The sequence below is a fragment of the Devosia algicola genome (genome assembly GCF_028816455.1).
In the GTDB taxonomy this organism is placed as follows: Bacteria; Pseudomonadota; Alphaproteobacteria; order Rhizobiales; family Devosiaceae; genus Devosia; species Devosia algicola.
In genome coordinates, this window is the sequence record NZ_CP118246.1 from 194,683 (window position 1) to 217,845 (window position 23,163).

Here is a 23,163-nt window from a genome sequence, read left to right on the forward strand (position 1 = left end):
ATTTTTCCTTGAAGGCGCGTCTAGCGCTTGGCGAACGGCAGTTTGAGTATCCACCAAAGACCCGACGGTGCCTTGCCGCGATAGGCTTTTAGACCGATTTCCATGCCGTCATGCCCCGCTGCCGGTTGAGCGGTGTAGGTCGAAAACCACCGATCCCAGATTGATAGGTTGAACCCGTAATTGCTGTCGGTCTCCATAGGTGTACTGGAATGGTGCACACGATGCATGTCTGGCGTAACGATGAATTTGCGCAAGAGGCGATCTGCCCACTGGGGAATGGACACATTGGAGTGGTTGAACATGGCAGTGCCATTGAGCACCACTTCAAATACCAGGACTGACCAAGCTGGCGCACCAAGCGAAATGACGATCGCCGCTTTCCAAAACATCGAAAGCACGATTTCGAGTGGATGGAAGCGCAGGGCGGTAGTCACGTCAAATCCGGTATCGGAATGATGCATGCGGTGAATGCGCCAGAGCCAGGGCAGTTTGTGGCTCAGCACATGCTCGAGCCACACCGCAAAATCCAGCACAATAATGGCCACGATCCCCGCCAGCCACCCCGGTACGGCCAACTGATTTAACAGTCCCCACCCTTGCGTTTCCGCCCATAGCGCGGTGCCAACCGCCGCGACGGGAAAAATGATCCGCAGGCTGATAGAGGACAGTACCAGCACCGAAACATTAGTGAACCAACGCCGCGATTTAAGCGCGGCGATCATTTCGGGCCGCTCGAGCCGTGGCGACGTCAATTCGAAGACGGCAAGTATACCAAAAATGATCAGGAAAGAGCCGAGGCGGATGACCGGTTCGGGTAGGGGCAACTCGAGAGCATTCATGCCGCCACCATGCTCATTTAGTTTCGTCTGGGCGTGTTGCCAATAGCGCGATCAGTTCGGCATCGGGTTCGCTTGCGTCGCCGGTAAAAATGCCATTCCGCAGCAACTGCACTGTTTTGGCGAGTTGATCCACATAGGCGCGGCAATGCTTGCACATCATCAGATGCAGCCGTACCGATACGCGGTTACGCCAGTTCATATCGTTATCAAGATAGTCGCTGGCGCGTTCGCCAATCTCTCGACATGTGAGCATTTTCTTCTCCTGCAATTGCCTCGGGCCAACATATCGTCCGGCCTGTGACACTTGGTTAGTTTGTTCTCGGGCGGTTTTGTTACACGTCCCCGAGTTCCTATTTCGCCGGGCCGACCTGTCCGCCACTGTCGGGGTCCATCAGCACTTCGATGGCAGCGCGAATTTTCGAGCGGCCGCGATGCAGTAGGATGCGTTGGTTGGCCTCGGTGATGCCCAAAATATCGCACGCGTCGGGCGCACTCAGCCCTTCAATGTCGCGCAATTGCACCACGGCGCGCTGATTGGGCGGCAATTCTTCCATAACCACCATGGCATGGGCAAACAGCTGGCGCCCGCCCACAATGCGTTCGGGATTGATTTCGGACCAGCGGCCCGGAGGCGATAGCCAGGTGCCATCGCCGCTGAACCGGTCCGGATCAACCGCCGGGTCATTGAACCCCATATCGGAAAACGACAATATCCGACCATCGCGCTTGGCCTTGGTTCGGGCAATATTGGCCAGTACAGAAAAAATCCAGCTTCTAAGCGTTGAGCGCCCCTCGAAACGCCCGATGCCCCCGATGACCGCAACCCAGGTATCCTGCACCGCTTCCTCGGCGGCCGCGCTTTCCCGCACGAAATTGCGGGCAAACGCCAGCAATGCCGCGTTCTCGCGCGCAAAAATTTGCCGGAACGCGGCCTCATCGCCTTTCTTAAGAGCAACGACAAGTAGCTCATCGCTCATTTCGGCATTTGGTTTATGGCGTTTCATCTACGTCCCGATAGGTTCCACGATTCGCTTCGCGGCACGCGCATCCGCCGTCAGCGACAGCATTGAAATCATTGATGTGTAACGCCGCACGCCGCCAATAGACATAACTGCACTGCCACGTTGGACAGGCAACCCCTGTGCCAGCTTAAAGCATAGGTAATTTAAGCAAGGAGACAAAAATGTCAGTGATATACAAAGGCGTTGTCGCAGGCTTTGCTGCGACGGTCGTATTGTCTGCCCTCATGGTCATGAAATCCATGATGGGGCTGATGCCTGAGTTGGATGTAGCGGCCATGCTCACCAACATGCTCGGTCTGCCATCGATCCTGTTCGGCTGGCTGATGCATTTCATTATCGGTAGCATAGTCTGGGGCGGTGCTTACGCTCTCATTCGTGACAGGATACCCGGCAGCCCCGCCGTCAGCGGCATGATTTTTGGTGCTGGTGCCTGGTTGCTGATGATGATTCTGATAATGCCAATGGCAGGCGCCGGTCTGTTCGGCATGAATATGGGCATGATGGCCCCGGTCATGACGCTGATATTGCACCTGATTTACGGCGCGGTGCTTGGTCTGGTCTTTCATGCTATGGCTCACAGCAACAGCAATGCCGCAGCGGCCTAATACGCCCACAGTCCATGTGATGCGGGTCCGCAATTGGCGGACCCGTAGTCCAAAGTCCCTGACATAGGCGACAAAAGGAAGCGAACGAGCATGTTTGATAGCGTTCTGATCCCCCCGCAAGAGCGTGTACTCGCTGTTCCAGCGCGTCTTTTGGCCCGGCTCGGTGCAACCGCCAATGGCGTTACCATCACCGGTTTTGCGGTTGGCTTGCTGGCGGTCCCGGCCATTGCCCTGCACCATTATTGGCTTGGACTGGTTTTTATTGCCCTTAATCGGCTCATGGACGGTCTGGATGGGGCAATCGCGCGCCAGCGCGGCCCCACCGATCGCGGCGCCTTTCTCGATATTGCGCTCGATTTCTTCTTTTATGCCGCCATTCCGTTCGCCTTTGTGCTGGCGGACCCGGTCGCCAACGGCTTGGCGGGCGCGTTCCTGCTACTGTCATTTATCGGCACCGGCACCAGCTTTCTTGCCTTTGCCATAATTGCCGAGCGGCGGGGATTGAAATCTCTCAGCATGCCCAAAAAGGGACTGTATTATCTAGGCGGCATTACCGAAGGCGCTGAAACAATAATGTTGTTCGCCCTGATTTGCGTCGTCCCGCAAGCCTTTGTCCTGTTGGCCACGATCTTTGCGGTGCTGGCGCTGATTACCACGCTAACCCGCTGGTGGTGGGGCTGGAGATCATTCTCCATGCCGTGACCGATCGGGCAAGGGGTCGTCATCCTCGTCCAAAATGCGCTCTGCGGCCCCATCCAGATCCTCATACTGGCCATTGCGGAGCGACCAGAAAAAAATCGCCAACGCCGCAGCGCCCGACAGGATCGAAATCGGGATCAGAAAATACAGACTACTCATGTCACCGCCCCGGCGGGCCGGACCGTTGCCACAGCAGCCTTGTCCCGACCACCACGGCTCAATCGCAAGGCATTCAACACCACCACGATGGATGAGCCCGACATCGCAATGGCGGCGATGAATGGGCTGACATGACCTGAAATGGCAATCGGCAGGGCGATAGCGTTATAAAGGATTGCCAGAGCAAAATTTTGCTGCACCAGACGCTGCGCCTGCCGCGCCACGGCAATTGCCTGCGGCACAGCCGCTAGGTTTTGGTGCAAAAACACGAAATCGGCGGCGTTGCGGCCGACATCCATGGCACTACCCGGCGCCATCGACACATGGGCGGCAACCAGCGCTGGCGCGTCGTTTAAGCCGTCCCCAACCATTAGGGTCTTGTGTCCGGCCGCCGCCAGCGCTGCGATCCGCGCCGACTTTTCTGCCGGAAGCATGGCACCAGCATGGCTGGTGATGTTCAAATCGCTCGCGATTGCCGCAACCATGGCGGGTTGATCGCCGGAGAGGATTTCAAGTGACAAGCCCTGTTTGGCAAGTGCCGCTATTGCCAGTTTCGCCCCGGGGCGGAGGCTGTCGGCAAAGTCGAACACTGCCAGCAATACGCCATCACGACTTAAAACGGTGCCGCCCGCGCCATCATTATCGGTCAGCGCCCAGTCGGCACGCCCCAAACGGTAACGTTGCATGCCCTGACGCGCTTCCATCCCGGACCCCGAAACTTCCCTGATATCGGTCAGGCTCGACCGCCTCTGTGCCCCGGTGCCGGGCAATCGCCAACGAATAGGGATGACGCGAATGACTTGCCATCGCCGCCGCCAGAGCCAGATGCGCAGGCTCAATGTCGGCGATATTGGTCAATTGGGGTGTTCCCGAGGTCAGCGTGCCGGTCTTGTCAAACGCCACCGTATCGATCTCGACCAGCCGCTCCAGCGCCGAGCCGTCCTTGACCATAATCCCGGCGGCAAACAACCGGCGCGCGGCAACCATTTGCACCATCGGCACCGCCAGTCCCAGGGCGCAGGGGCAGGTGATGATCAGGACCGAAATGGCAATGGTTGCGGACTGGTGCAAATCACCTGCCAGCGTCATCCAGCCAATAAAGGTAGCAAGCGCCGTCAGATGTACAACCGGGGAATAGAGCGCCGCGGCCCTGTCGGCGAGGCGTCGATACTGGCTGCGTCCGCCCTCTGCCACTTCCATCAGGCGGATCATAGCGGCCAATGTCGAATCCTGTTCGGCAGCGACGGCACGGATGGTCAACGGGCCGGTCAGATTGATGGTGCCTGCCTCTAGCCGCGCATCTGGCCCCACGGCAACTGGTACACTTTCGCCGCTGACCAGACTGCGATCAAGGACCGAGGCGCCCGAAATGACAACAGCGTCGACAGGTACGCGCTCGCCCGCCGCCAAGAAGATCATCGTGCCCGGCTCGATTTCGCCAACCGGCAGATATTCGCGCGCACCGTCAGGCTGGATTACCAGCGCACCACGTGGCGCCATTCGCGCCAGTCCCTTGACCGCCGTGCGCGCCCTCTCGCGCATCAAATGATCTAGCGTGCGTCCGATCAACAGGAAAAACACCAGTGAGACGCTGGCGTCGAAATAGACCTGTTCACCCGACTGGGTGGTATCATAAAGGCTCAGCAAAAATGCCAGCGTGATGCCAATACTGATCGGTACATCCATGTTGGTGCGTCCGTGGCGAAGCGCGTTCCAGGCCGAGCTATAAAAAATGCGCCCCGAATAAAGCAGAGTTGGCAACGCCAGTCCGGCGCAAATCCAGTGCAACAAATCGCGCGTTGCCGGGTCGGCGCCGGCCCAGACCGAACCAGCCAGCATCATGATATTCATCGCCGCAAAGCCCGCAACAGCAAGGGCCCTGATCAGGCCGGTCAGCACCGTATCGCGCGGCTCAACGCCATTATCATACAGGTGCGAATCAAAGCCCAGATTGGTGAGGGTCTCGATCAGCGGTGGCGGCGACTGCTCACCGCGCCAGCGCACGCCGACGCGCTTGGTCGACAGATTAACCCGCGCGTTTTCAACGCCATCAAGGCCATTTAGCGCTTTTTCGATCGAGCGCACGCAATTGCCGCAGTGAATGCCGGGCACCGACAGGTCGGTCTGCCTCAACCCGCCCGGCAATTCCCGGCTCGCCAGCACCAGTTCGCCGTCAAATGCTGCGGTGGGCATTTGTGTTCCCACTGCGTCAACCATTTCGGCCGGGGGCACGCAGCAACTCATTCTCTACCGCCGGGTGCTCACATAGGCGTGCCAGGTGGCATGGCCCAACAGGGGGAAAATCACGATAAGTCCGACCAGTGCGGTGCCAAGGCTCACTAGGGTCAGCACCAGCACGATAATGGCCCACACCAGCATGGCCGACAGATTGTTCCATACCATCGACATGCTGGTCGCCATGGCAGAAAAAGCGTCCATGCGCTTGTCCAGCATCATGGGGATCGACAGGGCGCTGATGGCGAAGGCAAATGCGGCAAACAAGCCGCCAACCAGTGTTCCGGTAATCAGCAGGGCTATGCCCGTTGGTGTCTTGAACAGCAATTCGAGAATGTGATCGAACCCCGGAAATGGATGCAGCCCGAAAAACAGCGCATAAAGCAATACTGCTGCCCGCATCCAGACCATCATCAGCAACCCCAGAATGGCGCCGACATAAAGCAGGTGCTGGCCGCCACCGCGCTTGGGAAACAGCATGACGCCAAGCGACACCGATTCGCCTGCCTCTAGCCGTCGACTTTTCTCGTACAGTCCGGTTGCCAGCAGCGGCGCTACGATCAAGAAACCGGCAAGGGCGGGAAACAGAACCTGTTCCCAACCCATCAGGCTCATCGCCCATAGGATGATGGCCGAGAGAAAGGCGACACCAAGCCCGTAAATCAGGCTGGGCATCGGATTGACCATCAAGTCCCGCCATCCCGCGCCGAGCCAGACGAACGCTGAACCCAGGGGCAGGTCCCGACGATGATCGACCATTCTGGGAAGCGGTGGAACGGTGGCCGGTATTTGCACGAATTGCTTTGCCATGGATAGTGTCCATATCTGTTTCGGTCAGCAGGCCGGTTTTGCCGCCTGATAGGTGCCCGAAGGGCCTTTGGTCTTGAGATGGTCAACGCATTGCGGCTTTGAGATGAACGCGGCATAAAATAGTTGAGTGTTGCCTGCCACGACCAAGAATCCGCCAGCCACCAGCAGGGCCACAAGGACCATGCCTAGCCGGGTCGACCGCCGTGTGCCGATGGTACCACCGCTCATTTGGCGGCCGTTCGCATGTCGGCCACATAAAGCGCCAAAAGTTTGATATAGGCCGGAGTTAGCCGCCCTTCCCATGTTGGCATCAATCCTTGGCGCCCAAAATATATGGAGTGACGAAGGGAGGCGCGGTCACCGCCATAGGTCCAATACTGATCCCTCAGGTTCGGCGCGCCAGTGTCCAGCATGCCCGCGCCGGTTTCGCCATGGCACGCGGCACAATTGTCGGCAAAAATGGTGGCGCCTTCGCTGATCTCATCGGTATTGTCGGGCGTGGCAATGGCGGGATCGCTCAACGACTGCACATAGGTCACGACCTTGTCGACATCACCAAGATCGAGCATTTGATCGCGGCCAAAAGCCAGCATTTGCCCATAGCGCGTCTCGTCATGGCTCGCATTGATACCAACCCGGATTGTTTCCATTATGGTTGCCGGATCGCCGCCCCACATCGTGGGTGCCTGTGCAATATTGGGAAAGCCCGGATTACCCAAACCCTCGGCGCCGTGGCAACCCGCGCAATTGTCCACAAACAGGGTCTTGCCCGTCTCCCGTACCGTCTCCATCAATGCCGGGTCGGCCTGAATGGTGGCAAAATCCTCGTCGAGAATGGCGTTGGTCCAACTGGCGCGCTCCGCTGCCCCTTCCGCAACACTCAGCTTGACGGCGGTTCGCTGGTCCGCGCCTAGAAGCCCGCGAAAATAGCCAGTCACGCCCGGCCAACTCGGCATTAAAATGGTCCAGACCACGGCAAACACCGTCGTGGTGATCAAGAAGAAATAGACAATCCGGGGTACCGGCGTATTGAGTTCCTTGATCCCGTTCCACTCATGGCCCGTCGTCATATGACCCGAGACTTTGTCGCGCTCACTTAGTGCCATGGCTTGTCATCCTCATTCGAGATGGCGTCTTTGGCAGCCTGCTGAAATCGCTTCTGGTTGGACGGCCAGAAGGTATAAATCAGCACCCCAATACTCATCGCGATCAGATAGAACAGTCCAAAGGACTTGGAAAAACCAACCAGCGTGTCGTGATCAAACGGCATATTAATTGGCCTCCGGCAAGTCGGGTTGTTGGGCGGCGTCAGTCATTTTGCCAGAATCTGCAAATAGGCGACCAGCGCATCCATTTCGGTCAGCCGTGCGCCATCGCCGTCAAACATGCGGATATTGGTGGCATCGCCATAGCGCTCCGCCACGCCCGACGCCCCCTCGGTGTCCGGATTGGCCTGAGCAAACGCATCGATCGAGGCATTGGCGATCATCTCATCGCTATAGGGCACACCAACCTTGCGCAGCGCCGCCAGATGCAGCCCCAGATCGTCGGTTCTCAGGCTCATTGCGCAGCAACCAGCGATAGGCCGGCATTTTGGATTCCGGTACCAGATCGCGGGGATTGTAGAGATGCGCTGTATTCCAGGCGTCCGAATATTTGTCGCCGACGCGGGCCAGATCCGGCCCGGTGCGCTTGGACCCCCAGAGCATGGGGTGGTCATATTGGCTTTCCACCGCCAGCGAATAGGGGCCATAGCGGTCCACATCATCGCGCAGGGTGCGGATCATCTGCGAGTGACACGCATAGCATCCCTCGCGGATGTAGATATTGCGGCCCGCCACCTCGAGCGGGGTGTAAACCCGCATGTCGGCGTCTTGTTCAACTGTTTCATCAATGGTGAAAAGCGGAGCAATCTCAATGAAGCCGCCAATACCAGCAACCACCACGATGGCCAGTACCAGTCCGATGGCATTGCGTTCAAGATTGTAGTGTAGGCCGAACATTGGCTTATTCTCCGGCTTGCAGGGCTGGTTGGGCAGGTAAATCCTGCCCTGCGTCATCGCTGGTCTCTGGCAGAGGCGAGCGAATGGTCATGGCGATATTGTAGGAGGCCACAAGCGCACCAAGCAGGAACAGCAAGCCACCAATCGCCCGCGCAATATAATAGGGGTGCATGGCCACGAGACTGTCGATGAACGAATAGGTCAGCGCCCCGCTTTCATTATATGTGCGCCACATCAGCCCCTGGGTTACCCCCGAGTTCCACATCGCAAATACGTAGATAAGCGTGCCGGTGAGGGCGAGCCAGAAATGCACCTCGACCAGTTTTGCCGAATAGAGCCTGTGGTCGTTTCCACATTGTCGGCACCAGTGCATAGAGCGAACCAAAGATGATCATGGCAACCCACCCCAGTGCACCGGCATGGACATGCCCGATGGTCCAGTCAGTATAGTGAGACAGCGAATTAACCGCCTGAATGGCCATGAACGAGCCTTCCAGTGTGGTCAGGCCGTAAAAGATCACTGCCAGCGCCATGAACCGCAGCACCGCGTCATCGCGCACCTTGTGCCAGGCCCCGTTGAGCGTCATCAGCGCATTGCCCGCCGACGCCCATGATGGCACCAGCAACACCACCGAAAATGCCATACCCAGCGTCTGCACCCATTGGGGCAGGGCGGTATAGTGCAAATGGTGCGAGCCGGCCCACATATATAGGAAGGTGATGCCCCAAAAACTGATGATCGACAGGCGATAGGAAAAGATCGGTCGCCCGGCCCGCTTGGGCAGATAATAATACATCATGCCGAGAAATCCCGAGGTCAGGAAGAACGCCACCGCATTATGGCCATACCACCACTGGGTCATGGCATCCTGAACGCCGGAAAATAGCGAGTAGGCTCTTGGCGCTGCCCAACGAAATCGGCACCGCCAGATTGTTGATGATGTGCAGCATCGCCACCACCAGAATGAACGCCATATAGTACCAGTTGGCCACATAGATATGCGGCTCCTTGCGACGTATCAGCGTCCGGATATAGATTGAGAAATAGACCACCCAGACAATGGTCAGCCAGATATCGGCATACCATTCGGGCTCGGCATATTCCTTGGATTGCGTCAGCCCCATCATGTAGCCGCTGGCGGCAATTACGCAGAAAAGATTGTAGCCCAGAAGCACGAACCACGGACTGATCTGGTCGGGCAGTCGGGCGCGAGTCGTGCGTTGCAATACGTGAAACGAGGTTGCGATCAGCGCATTGCCGCCAAAGCCGAATATGACGCCACTGGTATGGACCGGGCGCAACCGCCCAAAACTTGCCCATGCCGCGTCAAACGTCAGGTCGGGATAGGCCAGCAGCGTCGCGACCCAAAGGCCCACAAACATGCCAATCACCCCCCAAAATAGCGTCAGGATGATACCGGCACGCGTCGGCGCATCATAATAATGCTGTAGCCGTTCGGGGTCGGGCTCGGGGGCATCGTACTGGCGGATCATAACGGCAAATCCAGTCAGGCCGGCAATCATCACCATCCATCCATGAACGCCCAGCAGGTCGTTGCGTCCACCAACCGCCATGGCCAATCCGACCAGTGCCAGTCCGCCCAGAATGATCATGGCGCCGGTCCGCTCGGTCCGTGTCATGTCTGCAATCATCTTTGCCCAATCCTTTGGCTATCACGGGACGCGCCCACCGCGCTGCCACCCATGCCTAATGAAAAGTTTTTCGCAGTCTTTGATTCAGCGCAAAGACAGGCGCTAATGCCAACGAATTTTTTTAGGCGCAATTTGATCCGCCAAGTCCCGCAAAACTTGAAACAATCACGCGCCAGGACTAGGGTCCCCTCCAAAATTCGCGTGGTAGAAACTTTGACAAATCAGACGTCAGCATCACCATTTTTGCGTGGCCAGGCCGAAAAGCTACAGGCAATTCTGGAATCCGCAGTGGATGCTATCATTACAATTGATTCAAAGGGCGCCATCAATTCGGTCAATCCGGCCGCCGCGCGCCTGTTCGGCTATGATCAGGCGGCATTCATTGGGCGCAATGTACATTTCCTGATGCCCGAGCCCTACCATTCCGAGCATGACAGCTACATCGCCAACTATATTGCGACCGGCAACCGCAAGATCATTGGCAAGGGGCGCGAAGTTACCGGTCGCCGAAGCGACGGCACCTTGTTTCCCATGCATCTGGCGGTCAGTGAATTTGCCATGGACGGACAGGTTCATTTTACCGGCATCATTCACGATTTGTCGGCCCACAAAGCCACTGAAATCGCCCTGCATCAGGCCCAGAAAATGGAATCAATGGGCCAACTGACCGGCGGTATCGCCCATGATTTCAACAATCTGCTGACCGTCATCATTGGCAATCTCGAAATGCTTGAAGGCAAGCTGACAACCCCGCTCCAGCACGAACTTGCCGCCGAGGCGCTGGAGGCCGCCGATCTTGGCGCGCGCCTGACCGCCCGTTTGCTGGCCTTCGCGCGGCGTTCACACCTTGAGCCCGAAGTGGTCAATCTGAACAGTTTCGTGGTCGGACTGACAGAGATGCTGCACCGCACCCTTGGCGCAACCATCTATCTGTCCAATACACTCAGTCCCAACCTGTGGTCTGCAAGGGTCGATCCATCACAGGTCGAAAGCGCCATTGTCAATCTCGCCGTCAATTCGCGCGATGCCATGCCTGACGGTGGCCGCCTTCTGGTCGAGACTGCCAATGTCCGTGTAGATGAGGCGATGAGTATGAACCTCGACGGTCTGCCCCAGGGCGATTATGTGCGCCTTACCGTCTCCGACACCGGTACCGGCATGAGCCATGAAACGCGCGACAAGGCGTTCGAGCCGTTCTTTACCACTAAAGAGCAGGGCCGTGGCACGGGTCTTGGCCTGTCAATGATCTATGGTTTCGCCAAGCAGTCTGGCGGCCACGCCAGCATCCAGAGCGAACCGGGCAACGGCACGACCGTCAATATTTTCTTGCCGCGCTATCAGCAACGGGCTGCGGACACGGGCATGTCCAATACGCCCGAACGGGCGACGCCGGGTCGGGGTCAGGTGATACTGGCGGTCGAGGACGACCCGCGCGTGCGTAAACTGACGGTGTCCCGCCTGACCCAACTAGGCTACCGGGTACTCGAAGCCGCCAGTGGCGCAGATGCCCTGATCCTGTTGGAAACCGAGCCTCATATTGATTTGGTGTTTACCGATCTGGTCATGCCTGGCGGCATCTCCGGCTATGAGTTGAGCGCCAATGTGCGCGCCAATTATCCCGGTGTGCGCATGCTCCTGACATCGGGCTTTGCTGATGTTCTGGCCCATGGCGACCTGCTGGCCGCTGAACAACTCAAAGTGCTGCGCAAACCCTATCGGCAGGCTGAATTGGCGGCAGCCATCGGCAATGCAATGGCGCCCTGATCAGCCCGCTTCGATTGTGTGCGGCGTAAAACTATATCCCGCGCCGCGCACGGTCTTGAGCAGGCGTGGCACACGTGGATCGTCCTCTATCACCTTGCGTAACCGGGCGATCCGATTGTCGATACTGCGGTCATTGGGCGCCCAGTCCTGTCCCTTGAGCAGGTCCATGATCTGATCGCGGCTGAGCACACGGTGTGGATGCTGGACAAACATTGTCAGCAAATCGAACGCGCCGCTCGTCAGTTGGCGTTCGCGGCCCTCCGGCCCCATCAGTTCGCGACGGTCGAGGTCCAGGACGAATTGATCAAAACGGACCTGATTGGGCGTGCCAGGCGCTTGCTTTGCCGTGCCATTGTCGAGCGGCGCGGCGCGACGTAACACCGAGCGGACCCGTGCCAAGACTTCGCGCAGGTGAAACGGCTTGGCAATATAATCATCTGCGCCCACTTCCAACCCGACGATGCGGTCGATCATGTCCCCTTTGCCGGTGATCATGATGATGGGAACATTGGAACGCTGGCGCACCGTCCGGGCGATCGACAGGCCATCCGTGCGACCCAGACCAAGATCGAGTGTAATCAGATCAACGTCCGTCCCAAGGTGGGCTTCAACCCCCGGTTGGTCTTGCGCCTCACTGACTCGATAACCTTCAGATTCAAGGCACCTGCGCAGCAAGCGCCGGATTTGCTCGTCATCGTCAACCACCAATATATGATGTTGATGCTCTGCCATTGCCTCGATCCGGATACATTTCGTTACAATTTCTTACCGCGCGCCCGCATACCTCTTACATCACTATGAGAATGTCATCCTCGCGACGCCTTTATTGTCGGTTCGGGGATATGAATATGCTGATTTCTACGATTGAGCCAAGCGCTGACCATCATCCAATCTGGTCAGATGAAGCTTTTGCCAGCAATGGTGTTCGTTCGCTCGCAGCTTATTCGCCGCTTTTCCGGGAGCGCGATCCGGCTACCCATTTCTACGAAGTGCTCGACGGCTGCGTGCGGGCTTTCAAGATTTTTCCGGACGGGCGCCGCCAGATTGTCTCGTTTGCATTCGCTGGCGACATTGTTGGCTTTGGCCATGGTGATCACTATCGCTTTGATTGCGATACCATCGCGGCCACGCGCCTGCGGGCCATTCCAAAATCGTCGCTGCTACGAGCCATGCACGACCAGCCGGGTCTTGGTGAAAAGCTGCTTGAAATTGCCGCTGATGAAGTTGCCAACATGCGGGATCTTTCCATTCTGCTGTGCCGCAAGACCGCGGTCGAGCGCATTGCCAGCTTTCTGGTGAGCATGACCAGGCGCAACGAGATCGGTTGCATCAGACGGGCGGCGTTCCCTGCCCATGTGCCGCGCCGACATTGCGGACTTTTTAGGCCTGACCATCGAAACAGTCAGCCGCACCTTGACCAAGCTGCGTGCCCTTCGCGTCATCGACCTGCCTGACCGGACCGGCTTCATCGTCCGTGACATGCCCCGGTTGCAATTTCTGGCGCAGTGCGACGGCGAAACGGGAAACTGAGGGTGAATATGCATGTAGCAAAGCCGCGAGTCGCCTTGTCGACATTCAGGCAAACCAACGATATTTTGCCACTCCTCGAGCACCTGCTTGCAACCGGTGTTACTGCCGATGATCTGGTTGTTCTGGCGGAGCGTTCGCCCGCCGCACTCGAACAGGGGAATGCGCTAAATTGCTGGCCCGACCACATCGCCGACCAATGGTTTACCGGACCAACGCCGGATGGCGCCTATAGTCAGCTTAAATCCAACACCTTAGCACCAGCTTGGGCACGGTTTGACAATTGGCTGACCGGTCCCGCTGCCAGCGACCTCAGACTGGCCATGGGCGAAGGCGCAATCGTCTTTCTTGTCCGGCTCGACATGTCACCGGCAGCGCCGCGTATCATTCAGACACTTTTGGACTCCGCCGCCACCAGTGTCCAACTGCACGACCTCGTGGTGTCATGAGACTTGGCCCGCGATTGTCTGCCACGTCTCAGGCCGGCGTCGGCTTGTCGCTCGTGGTCGGTTTCGCGCTGAGCCCACCGGACAAACGGGGCCTTTCACGACTGCGACGCAGAGCGGCTTCCGGGTTGGCCGGCCCGCTGGATTGGCGCACGATGAGTTCATTGGCGATCTGAAGTCTGATCGGTCGATTTGGCAGGCGATTGTTTATTCTATCCTCAAGCAGTCGGACACAACTTTCACCAATTTCGCGCCCGTTCGTCCTGACCGTTGTAAGGGATGGAGAGATTTGCTGGGCAATGGAATAGTCGCCAAATCCAATAACCGATATATCCTCTGGAATGTGATAGCCCAATCGCAGCAGTTCCGAGATGATCGTTACGGCCAATCCGTCGTGGGCACAAAAGAACACGGTTGGCACGGTGCCTTGCTCATGCAGCGCAGACAGCACATCCAGAAACCGGTTCTCGCGATCAAACTTGAGGTTTTTGAACTCAATATCGCCATGGCGCTCGAACACTTCCCGGGCCCCGTAATGTCGTTCGACACGCCCGCGATAACCCGGTGTTCCCTGAATGTAGGCTATCGAGCGGTGCCCCAGGCTCCAATAGAAAATTGGCGACAGCAGAACCCGCCTCGTGGTCGGTGGCACACACCTGATCAACCTGTTCCAGGGGTTCGAGCCATCCGGTACGCACCAGCGGCTTGCCAACCGCGTATGCGCGCGCCAGCGTCTGCTGATCATGCGGACCGACCAGTATGGCGCCACGGCTAGCCCCAATTACCGCTTCGATTTCACCCGCTTCATGGGTCCACCGCATTTGCACTCGATATCCGGCTCGGTGCGCCTCGGCCTGCACACCGCTCTGGATCAGCATGTGCAACTCGCTATTGATCAGGTCCGCATCATGAAAGATGACCCCCATGCTTGGCACGTCCGCTTTGGGTGGCGCACGCTCAAATCCAAGAGATTTGGCGACGGCCGCAACGCGAGCCCGGGTCTCGTCGCTGACCCCGCTTTTGCCTGACAGCGCCCGCGAAACAGCAAATTTAGACAGGCCAGTCTCTTGGGCAATTCTGGCCATTGTTATTCGGCTCATGCCAAGTTCTCTCAAATAACACGTAACGAATAATAACCTAACGTTAGGTCTGCCAATAGACAGAGACTTGGCGCGCATGGCAAGAAAATACTGAAAATGGCAGCCATGCTGCCCAAATTTCAAATTTTTGCGCCGTTTTCCAACATAACGCTTTACCTAACAAATCATATACGCGAGCCTGCGCTTAGCCACTAACATGTTAATGGACAATATGGCTGCAGGAGGAAATCAATATGGTTAGAATAAGCCGCCGCGCGTTTGTCGCCGCGAGTTCCGCCTTCGTTGGGGCTCTGGCAATTCCCAGCTTTGTACGCGCTCAAGATATCAAGGAATCAACATCGCTACAGGCCGACGTTGACAGCGGTGCTCTGCCGCCAATCGCTGAGCGCCTGCCCGAAAATCCACTGGTCATCACCCCGACAGACCGCCCCGGCAAGCAAGGTGGGGACTGGAATCATGCCCTTGTGGGGGGCGGTTCACTGTCAATGATCGTGCGCTATCAGGACTATGAGCCCCTGATCCGCTTTAATCCCGATTGGTCCGGCCTGACCCCCAATGCCGCTGAAAAATATGAGGTCAACGACGATTCGACTGAATACACATTCTATCTGCGCAAGGGGATGAAATGGTCGGATGGCGAGCCATACACTACCGCAGACGTGCAGTTTTGGTATGATGCTATCTTTACCGACACCGAAACGACCCAGGGCAACTCAGACTACTGGAACGTAAATGGCGAGCCTGGCAAACTCACTGTCATTGACGATGTCACTTTCAAGGTTGCCTTTTCTGAGCCGAATGGCTTCTTCGTCCAGCGTATGGCGTCCGAGGTCTCGGACCCAACGACCCGGGTGCCGCGCCACTATCTCGAGAAATTCCACAAAAGGTACAATCCTGACGCCGACAAATTGGCCCAGGAGGCTGGCTTGGATAGTTGGGTCGCCAACTTCCAGCGCGAGAACGGCTTGAACGATATCAATACGTTCCATCAAAATTCAAAACGCCCCACGCTTATGGCGTGGATGTGGCAGTCCGCGCCCGGTGAAAATACCGAGCAGGCAATCGCCGTCCGCAACCCCTATTATTTCAAGGTTGATACCGAGGGCACCCAGCTCCCTTATTTCGATCGCATCGTCTATCAGATGGTCGCCGATCCTGAAGTTCTGTTGCTCAAAACACTTCAGGGCGAGATTGACATGATGGATCAGTACATCGCCACACCAACCAACAAACCGGTGCTGTTCGACGGACAGGAGGCAGGCAATTACGGCTTCTACACGCTCAAGGAAACCGCCGCCAATGTCATGGTTTTCCAGCTAAATCTCAACCACACCGATGAAACCAAGAACGCGCTGTTCAACAATCGCGAGTTCCGTCAGGCCATGTCGATTGCCGTTGATCGGCAGGCGCTGCTCGATGCAGTGTTCGTGGGGCAGGGTGCTCCGGCCCAGCCGAGCATTAATCCCGACGATCCGCTCTATAACGAACGTCTGGCAACCCAGCATACCGAATTTGATCCTGATGCGGCTAACGCCATTCTGGACAAACTCGTGCCCGAAAAGGACAGCGCTGGCTATCGCCTTGATGCTGAAGGGCGCCGCTTGTCGGTAATTTTCGAAATCGACCAGTCCCGTTCCACCTTCATCGACATGCTTCAGTTGGCTGTGCCGATGTTCCAGGCGGTCGGCATTGATGCGCAGGTGCGCACCATGGACCGCTCGCTCTGGGAAACCCGGGTGCGCAATGGCCGCGAATATGATGCCACCTGCCATCAGTTCGGTGCCAATGGCGGTATCGCTGCCATGCTGGACGCCCGCTATTTTGTGCCATTTAATTCCAATGCACTCTACGCGCCCGGTTGGAACCTTTATTATACCGAGCCGGACAATCCTCAGGCCATCGAGCCACCTGCCGACGTAAAGGCACAGCAGGATCTCTATCGCACATTGCTGACGACAGGCAGTACCGAAAAACAGAACGAAATCATGGCGCAAATCCTTGAGAACGCTGCTGATCAATTCCTGGTATTTGGGGTAAGCCTGCCGCCAGATGGCTACGGTGTGGTCAAGAACGACATGGTCAATATCACCAGGACCATGCCCAACTCCTTTATCTGGCCAACATATGCACCAACACGGCCCGAGCAGTTCTTCAAGTCCTGATTGGCTTGGAAACCATCAATCACTGCCGACGCTGACCCAATAGGGTCAGCGTCGGCTCCCTAAAGTTGCGCACCCAAGAGGCCATCATGGACGACGTAAATGCCCAATCTAGTTCGCATTTGCGCCAATCCAATTGGTACAAATCAGCGACCCGCTGGACCCAGTTGACGCTGGCCGAGGATGATCCGGTCAAATACGATCCGGCTTTCTGGATTGACGTTTTCAAACGCACCAAGTCCAATGCAACCTGTCTTAGTGCCGGTGGTTATGTCGCCTACTACCCCAGTAAGGTGCAGTACCATTACGTCTCCAAATTCATCGGTGATACCGATCCGTTCGGTACGTTGGTCGATGGTGCCCGCAAACTGAACATGCATGTCATGGCCCGCGTCGATCCTCACGCCATCCATCAGGATGCCGCCGACGCCCACCCCGAATGGATCGCGGTGGACAAGCACGGTAACAAGCGTCGCCATTGGGCCTATCCCGACGTTTGGGTTACCTGCGCCTATGGTGATTACAACCAACAATTCATGCCGCAGGTAATCAGCGAAATTACCCGCAATTATGATATCGACGCGGTCTTTGCCAATCGCTGGCAGGGGCACGGTGTTTGCTATTGTCAAAGCTGCAAGACGCGATTCAAGGCCGCCTCGGGCTTTGATCTCCCCCAGACCGCTGATGTTGAAGCGCCGGAATGGCTAGCCTGGAGCGCTTGGCGACGTCAGGTTCTGACCAAACTGGTGGTGGATTGGGACGATGTGGTCAAGGCCATCAAGCCCAACGCCAGTTTCATTCCCAATATGGGTGGCGTTTCGCTGGCCGAATTCGACCTGTCACTGATCGAAAAACACTGCCCCTTCCTGGTCGTTGACGATCAGGGGCGAAAAGGCACCGAGGCGATCTGGATGGCCGGTCGCAATGGCAAGCGCATGCGCGCCACGTTCCCCGAACGTCCGGCCATTTTGATTACCTCCATTGGTCCCGAAGTAAAGTATCGCTGGAAGGACGCCGTCACCACAGGCCCCGAAATTCAAGCCTGGATTACCAACGGCGTGACCCATGGCCTGCTGCCATGGTTTACCAAATTCAATGGCGTAGTGCCCGATCAGCGGTGGGTAGAGCCGGTGGCGCAAAGCTTTGCGTTGCATGCTCGGCTTGAGCCGGTTCTGGCCAAAATGACCCCGACCGCCGAAATCGCCTTGCTCGATCCCGCAACAACCTTACGCCATCACAGCCACGAAACCCGCGCCGCTGCCGAAGCCGACGATTTGGGCTTTTATCAGGCATTGATCGAAGCAAAACTGCCGTTTGAGCTGGTATCGGATCAGGCGATGACGCCGACGATGCTGGACCGTTTCAAGGTCATCATTCTGGCCAATGCAACCTGCCTGTCTGACGAGCAGTGCGCCATGCTCACCGCCTATGTCGGGCGCGGCGGCTCTGTGGTCGCTGCCAACGAAACCTCAACCCGCGATCAGGGCAATCAACCACGCAACGCCATTGCGCTGGGCGACCTGCTCGGCGTGCAGATGACCAGTCCAGCACGCGGTCCCGTTCAAAATTCCTATGTCTCCTTTAGCGGCCACCATCCGATTACCGAAGGCTTTGGCGACGCTGCGCGGATTAGCGGCGGTACGAGAATGATGGCAGTCGAACCGGCCGCCGATACTGTGTCTCCAGTACTCTATGTGCCCGATTTCCCCGATTTGCCGATGGAAGAAGTCTATCCGCGCGAAGACCCCAAGGGATCGGCGCTGGTCGCGCGAGAGCATGATGGGGGCGGGCGCACTGTCTATATTCCGTGGAATATTGGTGCCATCTTCAACGAAGTTCAGACTCCGGACCATTCCCGATTGATGACCAATGCCATCCGTTGGGCATTGAACCGGCGTCCCTCCGTCGAATTCGAGGGGCGTTCGGTGCTGGACGTTGCGGTGCGTGAAAATGCCGACGGCCTGGCAGTCATGCTATTCAATTTGACCAATCCGATGATGATGCACGGGCCGATCCGCGACGTATTCCCGGTTGGCGAACAAACGCTCGATATTGCGGTGCCACAAGGCCGAACCTTCAAATCGGCCCGCCTGCTTGTTGACGCGGCGGATGCGACCGCCACAGTTCATGGCGATCGGGTGCGCATCAAAATTCCCGGCATCGATGTGCTGGAAGCTGTTCATGTGGTCTGGGGTTAGGAGCGGCATTTTCGCTGGATTACCATGCTGAGATACATCATCAAACGCCTGCTCTACATGATCCCGACGCTGCTCGGCATTTCAATGATCGCCTTTGTGATCATCCAATTGCCGCCGGGCGACTATCTGACCTCGCTTATTTCGCGCATGACCCAGAACGGGGAGAATGTCGATCCGGCCCAAATTGCGCAAATGCGGGCGATATATGGTTTTGACGATCCGATCTGGGTGCAATATTTCAAATGGATCACCGGCATTCTGCTGCGCGGCGATTTTGGCTATTCGTTTGAGTGGAACCGCCCGGTTTCGGAATTGATCTGGCAACGTATGGGCGCCACCCTGTCCGTGTCGCTGGCCGCGCTATTATTTGTGTGGGCGGTCTCACTGCCGATCGGGATCTATTCGGCCATGCGGCGCCACTCGGTCGGCGATCATATTGCGACCTTTTTCGGTTTCATTGGTCTGGCCATTCCCAATTTCATCCTGGCGCTGACGCTGATGTATGTGTCCTACAAATATCTTGGCCAGAATGTCGGCGGCCTGCAGTCACAGGAATTTATCGACGCACCTGCGTCCTGGGCCAAATTTGTTGATCTGCTGGCTCACCTCTGGATCCCCGTTGTGGTCATTGGTACTGCCGGCACCGCCTCGCTGATCCGAATTTTGCGGGCCAATCTGACCGACGAACTCTCCAAGCCCTATGTGATCACCGCCAAGGCCAAGGGATTGCCTGAATATAAGGTTGTGCTCAAATATCCGGTTCGTATTGCGCTCAATCCCTTCGTGTCGGCCATCGGCTGGGTGCTGCCCAACCTGATTTCAGGCGTCACCATCACCGCCATCGTGCTCAACTTGCCCACGGCTGGCCCTCTGCTGCTACGCGCGCTGATCTCGCAGGATATGTATCTGGCCGGTAGCTTCATCCTGCTCATGGGGTCGCTGACTTTGGTCGGCATGCTCATTTCCGACATTCTACTGGCGCTGCTTGACCCAAGAATAAGGTTCAACTGATGACCGTTCACAGCTTTATCGATGATGAACTGGAAACGGCACCCGCCATCAGCGCCCTGCGCACCGGCGAAGCGGTCGAAACCACGGCAGCCGCCGGTCAGTGGACGCTGATCTGGCACAAATTCCGTCAGAACAAGGTCGCCATTTTTGCCGGCGCCGTTATCCTGTTTCTCTATTTTGTCGCCATATTTGCCGAGTTTCTTGCCCCGGCGCTGCCCGAGGCATCGCGACCTCAATTTACGTATGCACCGCCCCAGGCGATTTCCTTCTTCGCAACCGCCGAAGACGGCAGCACGCAATTTTTGCCGCATGTTCAGGGTTATACCCAAACCGTCGATCAAGCCTCGTTGCGCCGCACTTTTGTGGTCGACGACTCACTCGTCGTGCCCATTGGCTTTTTCGTTCACGGACCGAAATACAGGATGTGGGGCCTGTTCGACACCGATCTGCATCTGCTCGGACCACTCAAATCCACTGACACCATGTATCTGATGGGCAGCGACAAGCTGGGACGTGATCTGTTGAGCCGCCTGATTTATGGCACTCGAATTTCCATGTCTATTGGCCTGATCGGGGTGTTGTTCAGTCTGGTGCTGGGGGTAACCCTGGGCAGTCTTTCCGGCTTCTATGGCGGCTGGGTCGACATGATTATTCAGCGTGGCATCGAAATCATCAGCTCCATGCCCACCATCCCGCTTTGGCTGGGTCTAGCCGCTGCAATTCCCATTACCTGGTCACCGCTTCAAGTCTATTTCATCATAACGCTGATCGTCTCGCTGTTTGGTTGGACCGGACTGGCGCGCGAGGTGCGCGGGCGGTTCTTTGCGCTGCGTACAGAAGACTTTGTCACCGCGGCTCGCCTTGACGGTTCACGCGAACGCCGCCTGATTTTCCGTCACATCCTGCCCTCGCTGACCAGTCATATTCTGGCGGTAGTGACGCTGGCGTTGCCCACCATGATCGTTGCCGAAACGGCGCTGAGCTTTCTCGGCATTGGCCTCAAACCGCCGGTGGTTTCCTGGGGCGTGTTGCTTCAGGATGCCCAAAATGTGCGCACTATTGCCACGGCGCCATGGCTGCTGATCTGGCCCGCCGGTGCGGTTGTGATTGCCGTCCTGTCCTTCAACTTCCTTGGTGACGGCATGCGCGATGCCGCCGACCCCTACGAGTCGTGAGGTCGAAAGCCATGCAAGCAGTGACTGACCATTTGACCCACGCCACCGATGACGCCGCCGAGATTGTCATGTCGGTCGAGCATCTCAGCCTCGACTTTCACCTGCGAACCAATGTGCTGCACGCTGTTCGCGATGTCAGCTTTGTTCTGCGGCGTGGGCAGACTTTGTGTCTGGTGGGCGAAAGCGGCTCAGGCAAAAGCGTTACGGCGCGCGCCCTGCTGCGCATTCTCGATAAGAACGGCACCATTACCAACGGCAAGATCCTGCTCCGTGGCAAGGAAGACGAAATCGACATTGCGCCGCTGACCGAGCGCAGCAAGGAATTGCTGCACATTCGCGGCGGTCGCGTCGGGCTGATTTTCCAGGAACCGATGAGTTCGCTCTCGCCTGTTCACACCATCGGCTCGCAAATCATCGAAGCGGTCCTGCTGCACCGCGCAATGAGTAAAAAGGAGGCCCGCGAAGAGGCCATCGAATTGTTGCGCCAGGTTGAAATACCCAACCCCGACAAGATGATCGACCGCTACACTTTTGAATTTTCCGGCGGCATGCGCCAGCGGGCCATGATCGCCATGGCGCTCGCTGCCGATCCCGAAATTCTGATTGCCGACGAACCCACCACGGCGCTTGATGTTACCACGCAGGCCGAAATCCTGGATCTGATCCGCCGCCTTCAGGTCAGTCGCGGCATGGCCATGCTGCTCATCACCCACGATATGGGTGTCGTCGCCGAAGTCGCCGACGCCGTGGCGGTCATGCATTTCGGCCGGATCGTCGAGCAGGGCGGGGTGGAGGATATTTTCCACAACGCCAAGCATCCCTATACCAAGCGGCTGCTCGCCTCGACGGTCAAGCTCGAACAGAGCCACCTTGAGCGCGACGAGGCTGCCGCGCCTGAGAAGGCCGAACCTGTTTTACAGGTGCGCAATCTGACAAAAGTCTATGGCAGCGCGACAGGCTGGTTGGGGAAGTCAACCTTTGCCTTAAAAGCCGTCGATGATGTCAGCTTTGACCTGATGCCCGGTGAAAATCTCGGCATTGTCGGCGAAAGTGGCTCCGGCAAAACCACGCTCGGGCGCCTGATCCTGCGCACGGTCGAACCGACGTCGGGCGCGGTGGCCTATCATGATGCCGATGGGCAGGAAAAGCAGGTCACCGAGCTGGATCAGGCTGGCATGCGTGAATTTCACCGCGACGTGCGGCTGATATTTCAGGACCCGTTTGCCTCACTAAATCCGCGCATGACCGTGCGCCAGATCGTTGCCGATCCGATGATTGTTAGTGGCACCCACCGTGGCAAGGCGTTGGAGCAGCGCGTTGCTGAACTGCTTGAACTGGTTGGCCTCGATCCGCTGACCATGGAGCGTTATCCCCACGCATTTTCCGGCGGCCAGCGGCAACGTATCGGCATCGCCCGCGCCCTGGCGCTCGATCCGCGCGTTATCATTGCCGATGAGGCCACTGCCGCGCTCGATGTTTCAATTCGGGCCCAGATCCTTGATCTGCTGCTCGATATTCAAAAGCGTCTGCAACTCAGTTTTATCTTCATTTCGCACGACATTTCGGTGGTGCGTTATTTCTGTGACCGTGTTGCAGTCATGCATCGTGGCAAAATTGTCGAACTCGGCGATGCCGAACAAATCTGCACCGCCCCGGTCGAAGCGTACACCAAAAGCCTGATCTCAGCGGTGCCAAACCCCGACCCGCGCCACAAACGCATGATGCATCGCACCCGTTTTACTGCTCAAGGATAGTCCA

Annotated in this window: 22 protein-coding genes and 3 pseudogenes; 11 read left to right on the forward strand and 14 right to left on the reverse strand. The window is 57.3% G+C overall.

From position 1 onward, the window contains the following. Positions 1-20: 20 nt before the first annotated feature. The 3 genes from PSQ19_RS01055 to PSQ19_RS01065 form a co-directional block, all read right to left on the reverse strand. A complete protein-coding gene (locus PSQ19_RS01055; RefSeq protein ID WP_282219252.1) occupies positions 21-839 on the reverse strand; it encodes a sterol desaturase family protein in 819 nt (272 codons plus the stop codon). A gap of 13 nt (positions 840-852) precedes the next feature. Beyond that, complete coding sequence (locus PSQ19_RS01060) at positions 853-1,092, reverse strand: zf-HC2 domain-containing protein (protein WP_282219253.1); 240 nt, start codon at positions 1,090-1,092, stop codon at positions 853-855. Between the two features lie 97 nt (positions 1,093-1,189). After that, a complete protein-coding gene (locus tag PSQ19_RS01065) occupies positions 1,190-1,843 on the reverse strand; it encodes an RNA polymerase sigma factor (RefSeq protein WP_282219254.1) in 654 nt (217 codons plus the stop codon). A gap of 179 nt (positions 1,844-2,022) precedes the next feature. Here PSQ19_RS01065 and PSQ19_RS01070 point away from each other — a divergent pair, with 179 nt between their 5' ends. After that, entirely contained in the window at positions 2,023-2,466 is a 444-nt protein-coding gene (locus PSQ19_RS01070) for a DUF6789 family protein (RefSeq protein ID WP_282219255.1), read from the forward strand. Between the two features lie 90 nt (positions 2,467-2,556). Continuing rightward, the gene (locus tag PSQ19_RS01075) at positions 2,557-3,168 is read left to right on the forward strand and encodes a CDP-alcohol phosphatidyltransferase family protein (protein WP_282219256.1); all 612 of its coding nucleotides are present in this window, start codon (positions 2,557-2,559) and stop codon (positions 3,166-3,168) included. Here the strand turns inward: PSQ19_RS01075 and ccoS are convergent. The 8 genes and pseudogenes from ccoS to ccoN all read right to left on the reverse strand — a co-directional run bounded on the left by ccoS (position 3,151) and on the right by ccoN (position 10,025). After that, a complete protein-coding gene (ccoS, locus tag PSQ19_RS01080) occupies positions 3,151-3,324 on the reverse strand; it encodes a cbb3-type cytochrome oxidase assembly protein CcoS (RefSeq protein ID WP_282219257.1) in 174 nt (57 codons plus the stop codon). The two genes, PSQ19_RS01075 and ccoS, sit on opposite strands and share 18 nt — an antisense overlap. Beyond that, positions 3,321-5,568, reverse strand: a pseudogene (locus PSQ19_RS01085) (heavy metal translocating P-type ATPase). The gene ccoS and the pseudogene PSQ19_RS01085 overlap by 4 nt, the downstream one beginning before the upstream one ends. Positions 5,569-5,571: 3 nt before the next feature. Beyond that, positions 5,572-6,369, reverse strand: a complete 798-nt coding sequence (locus PSQ19_RS01090; RefSeq protein WP_282219258.1) for a DUF2189 domain-containing protein — start codon at positions 6,367-6,369, stop codon at positions 5,572-5,574. A gap of 24 nt (positions 6,370-6,393) precedes the next feature. After that, entirely contained in the window at positions 6,394-6,597 is a 204-nt protein-coding gene (locus PSQ19_RS01095; protein ID WP_282219259.1) for a hypothetical protein, read from the reverse strand. Continuing rightward, positions 6,594-7,475, reverse strand: coding sequence for a cytochrome-c oxidase, cbb3-type subunit III (gene ccoP / locus PSQ19_RS01100; RefSeq protein ID WP_282219260.1), 882 nt, complete (start codon positions 7,473-7,475; stop codon positions 6,594-6,596). The genes PSQ19_RS01095 and ccoP overlap by 4 nt, the downstream gene beginning before the upstream one ends. Then, positions 7,466-7,639 carry a cbb3-type cytochrome c oxidase subunit 3 gene (locus tag PSQ19_RS01105; protein ID WP_282219261.1) on the reverse strand — a complete coding sequence of 58 codons (174 nt, stop codon included), beginning with the start codon at positions 7,637-7,639 and terminating at the stop codon, positions 7,466-7,468. The genes ccoP and PSQ19_RS01105 overlap by 10 nt, the downstream gene beginning before the upstream one ends. Before the next feature lies 1 nt (position 7,640). Further along, positions 7,641-8,372: pseudogene (ccoO, locus tag PSQ19_RS01110) on the reverse strand (cytochrome-c oxidase, cbb3-type subunit II). Between the two features lie 4 nt (positions 8,373-8,376). Continuing rightward, a pseudogene (ccoN, locus tag PSQ19_RS01115) lies at positions 8,377-10,025 on the reverse strand (cytochrome-c oxidase, cbb3-type subunit I). 105 nt (positions 10,026-10,130) lie between these two features. On the opposite strand from ccoN, the gene PSQ19_RS01120 reads away from it, so the two are divergent. Continuing rightward, a complete protein-coding gene (locus PSQ19_RS01120; RefSeq protein WP_282219262.1) occupies positions 10,131-11,789 on the forward strand; it encodes a PAS domain S-box protein in 1,659 nt (552 codons plus the stop codon). Here the strand turns inward: PSQ19_RS01120 and PSQ19_RS01125 are convergent, their stop codons facing one another. Next, positions 11,790-12,521, reverse strand: coding sequence for a response regulator (locus tag PSQ19_RS01125; RefSeq protein WP_282219263.1), 732 nt, complete (start codon positions 12,519-12,521; stop codon positions 11,790-11,792). 116 nt (positions 12,522-12,637) lie between these two features. Between PSQ19_RS01125 and PSQ19_RS01130 the strand changes: the two genes are divergently transcribed. The 3 genes from PSQ19_RS01130 to PSQ19_RS01135 are packed head-to-tail and all read left to right on the forward strand — an operon-like array spanning position 12,638 to position 13,765. Further along, positions 12,638-13,243: a cyclic nucleotide-binding domain-containing protein gene (locus tag PSQ19_RS01130; protein ID WP_282219264.1), complete on the forward strand. Its 606-nt coding sequence runs from the start codon at positions 12,638-12,640 to the stop codon at positions 13,241-13,243. Then, positions 13,176-13,319: a helix-turn-helix domain-containing protein gene (locus PSQ19_RS19615; protein ID WP_407649189.1), complete on the forward strand. Its 144-nt coding sequence runs from the start codon at positions 13,176-13,178 to the stop codon at positions 13,317-13,319. The genes PSQ19_RS01130 and PSQ19_RS19615 overlap by 68 nt, the downstream gene beginning before the upstream one ends. A gap of 8 nt (positions 13,320-13,327) precedes the next feature. Next, on the forward strand, positions 13,328-13,765 hold the full coding sequence (locus PSQ19_RS01135) for a hypothetical protein (protein WP_282219265.1): 438 nt from the start codon (positions 13,328-13,330) through the stop codon (positions 13,763-13,765). Between the two features lie 28 nt (positions 13,766-13,793). Here PSQ19_RS01135 and PSQ19_RS19245 read toward each other — a convergent pair whose 3' ends face one another. Continuing rightward, positions 13,794-14,363 carry a substrate-binding domain-containing protein gene (locus tag PSQ19_RS19245; RefSeq protein ID WP_328517785.1) on the reverse strand — a complete coding sequence of 190 codons (570 nt, stop codon included), beginning with the start codon at positions 14,361-14,363 and terminating at the stop codon, positions 13,794-13,796. Beyond that, the gene (locus tag PSQ19_RS19250; protein WP_328517711.1) at positions 14,257-14,862 is read right to left on the reverse strand and encodes a LacI family DNA-binding transcriptional regulator; all 606 of its coding nucleotides are present in this window, start codon (positions 14,860-14,862) and stop codon (positions 14,257-14,259) included. The genes PSQ19_RS19245 and PSQ19_RS19250 overlap by 107 nt, the downstream gene beginning before the upstream one ends. Before the next feature lie 233 nt (positions 14,863-15,095). Here PSQ19_RS19250 and PSQ19_RS01145 point away from each other — a divergent pair, with 233 nt between their 5' ends. The 5 genes from PSQ19_RS01145 (at position 15,096) to PSQ19_RS01165 (ending at position 23,159) form a co-directional block, all read left to right on the forward strand. Continuing rightward, the gene (locus PSQ19_RS01145; RefSeq protein ID WP_282219266.1) at positions 15,096-17,024 is read left to right on the forward strand and encodes an ABC transporter substrate-binding protein; all 1,929 of its coding nucleotides are present in this window, start codon (positions 15,096-15,098) and stop codon (positions 17,022-17,024) included. A gap of 86 nt (positions 17,025-17,110) precedes the next feature. Then, a complete protein-coding gene (locus tag PSQ19_RS01150; protein ID WP_282219267.1) occupies positions 17,111-19,219 on the forward strand; it encodes a family 10 glycosylhydrolase in 2,109 nt (702 codons plus the stop codon). 24 nt (positions 19,220-19,243) lie between these two features. Beyond that, positions 19,244-20,230 (forward strand): ABC transporter permease, encoded by a 987-nt coding sequence (locus PSQ19_RS01155; RefSeq protein WP_282219268.1) that lies wholly within the window; start codon positions 19,244-19,246, stop codon positions 20,228-20,230. Next, positions 20,230-21,405 carry an ABC transporter permease gene (locus PSQ19_RS01160; RefSeq protein ID WP_282219269.1) on the forward strand — a complete coding sequence of 392 codons (1,176 nt, stop codon included), beginning with the start codon at positions 20,230-20,232 and terminating at the stop codon, positions 21,403-21,405. The genes PSQ19_RS01155 and PSQ19_RS01160 overlap by 1 nt, the downstream gene beginning before the upstream one ends. Positions 21,406-21,416: 11 nt before the next feature. Further along, entirely contained in the window at positions 21,417-23,159 is a 1,743-nt protein-coding gene (locus tag PSQ19_RS01165; RefSeq protein WP_282219270.1) for an ABC transporter ATP-binding protein, read from the forward strand. The last annotated feature ends 4 nt before the right edge of the window (positions 23,160-23,163 follow it).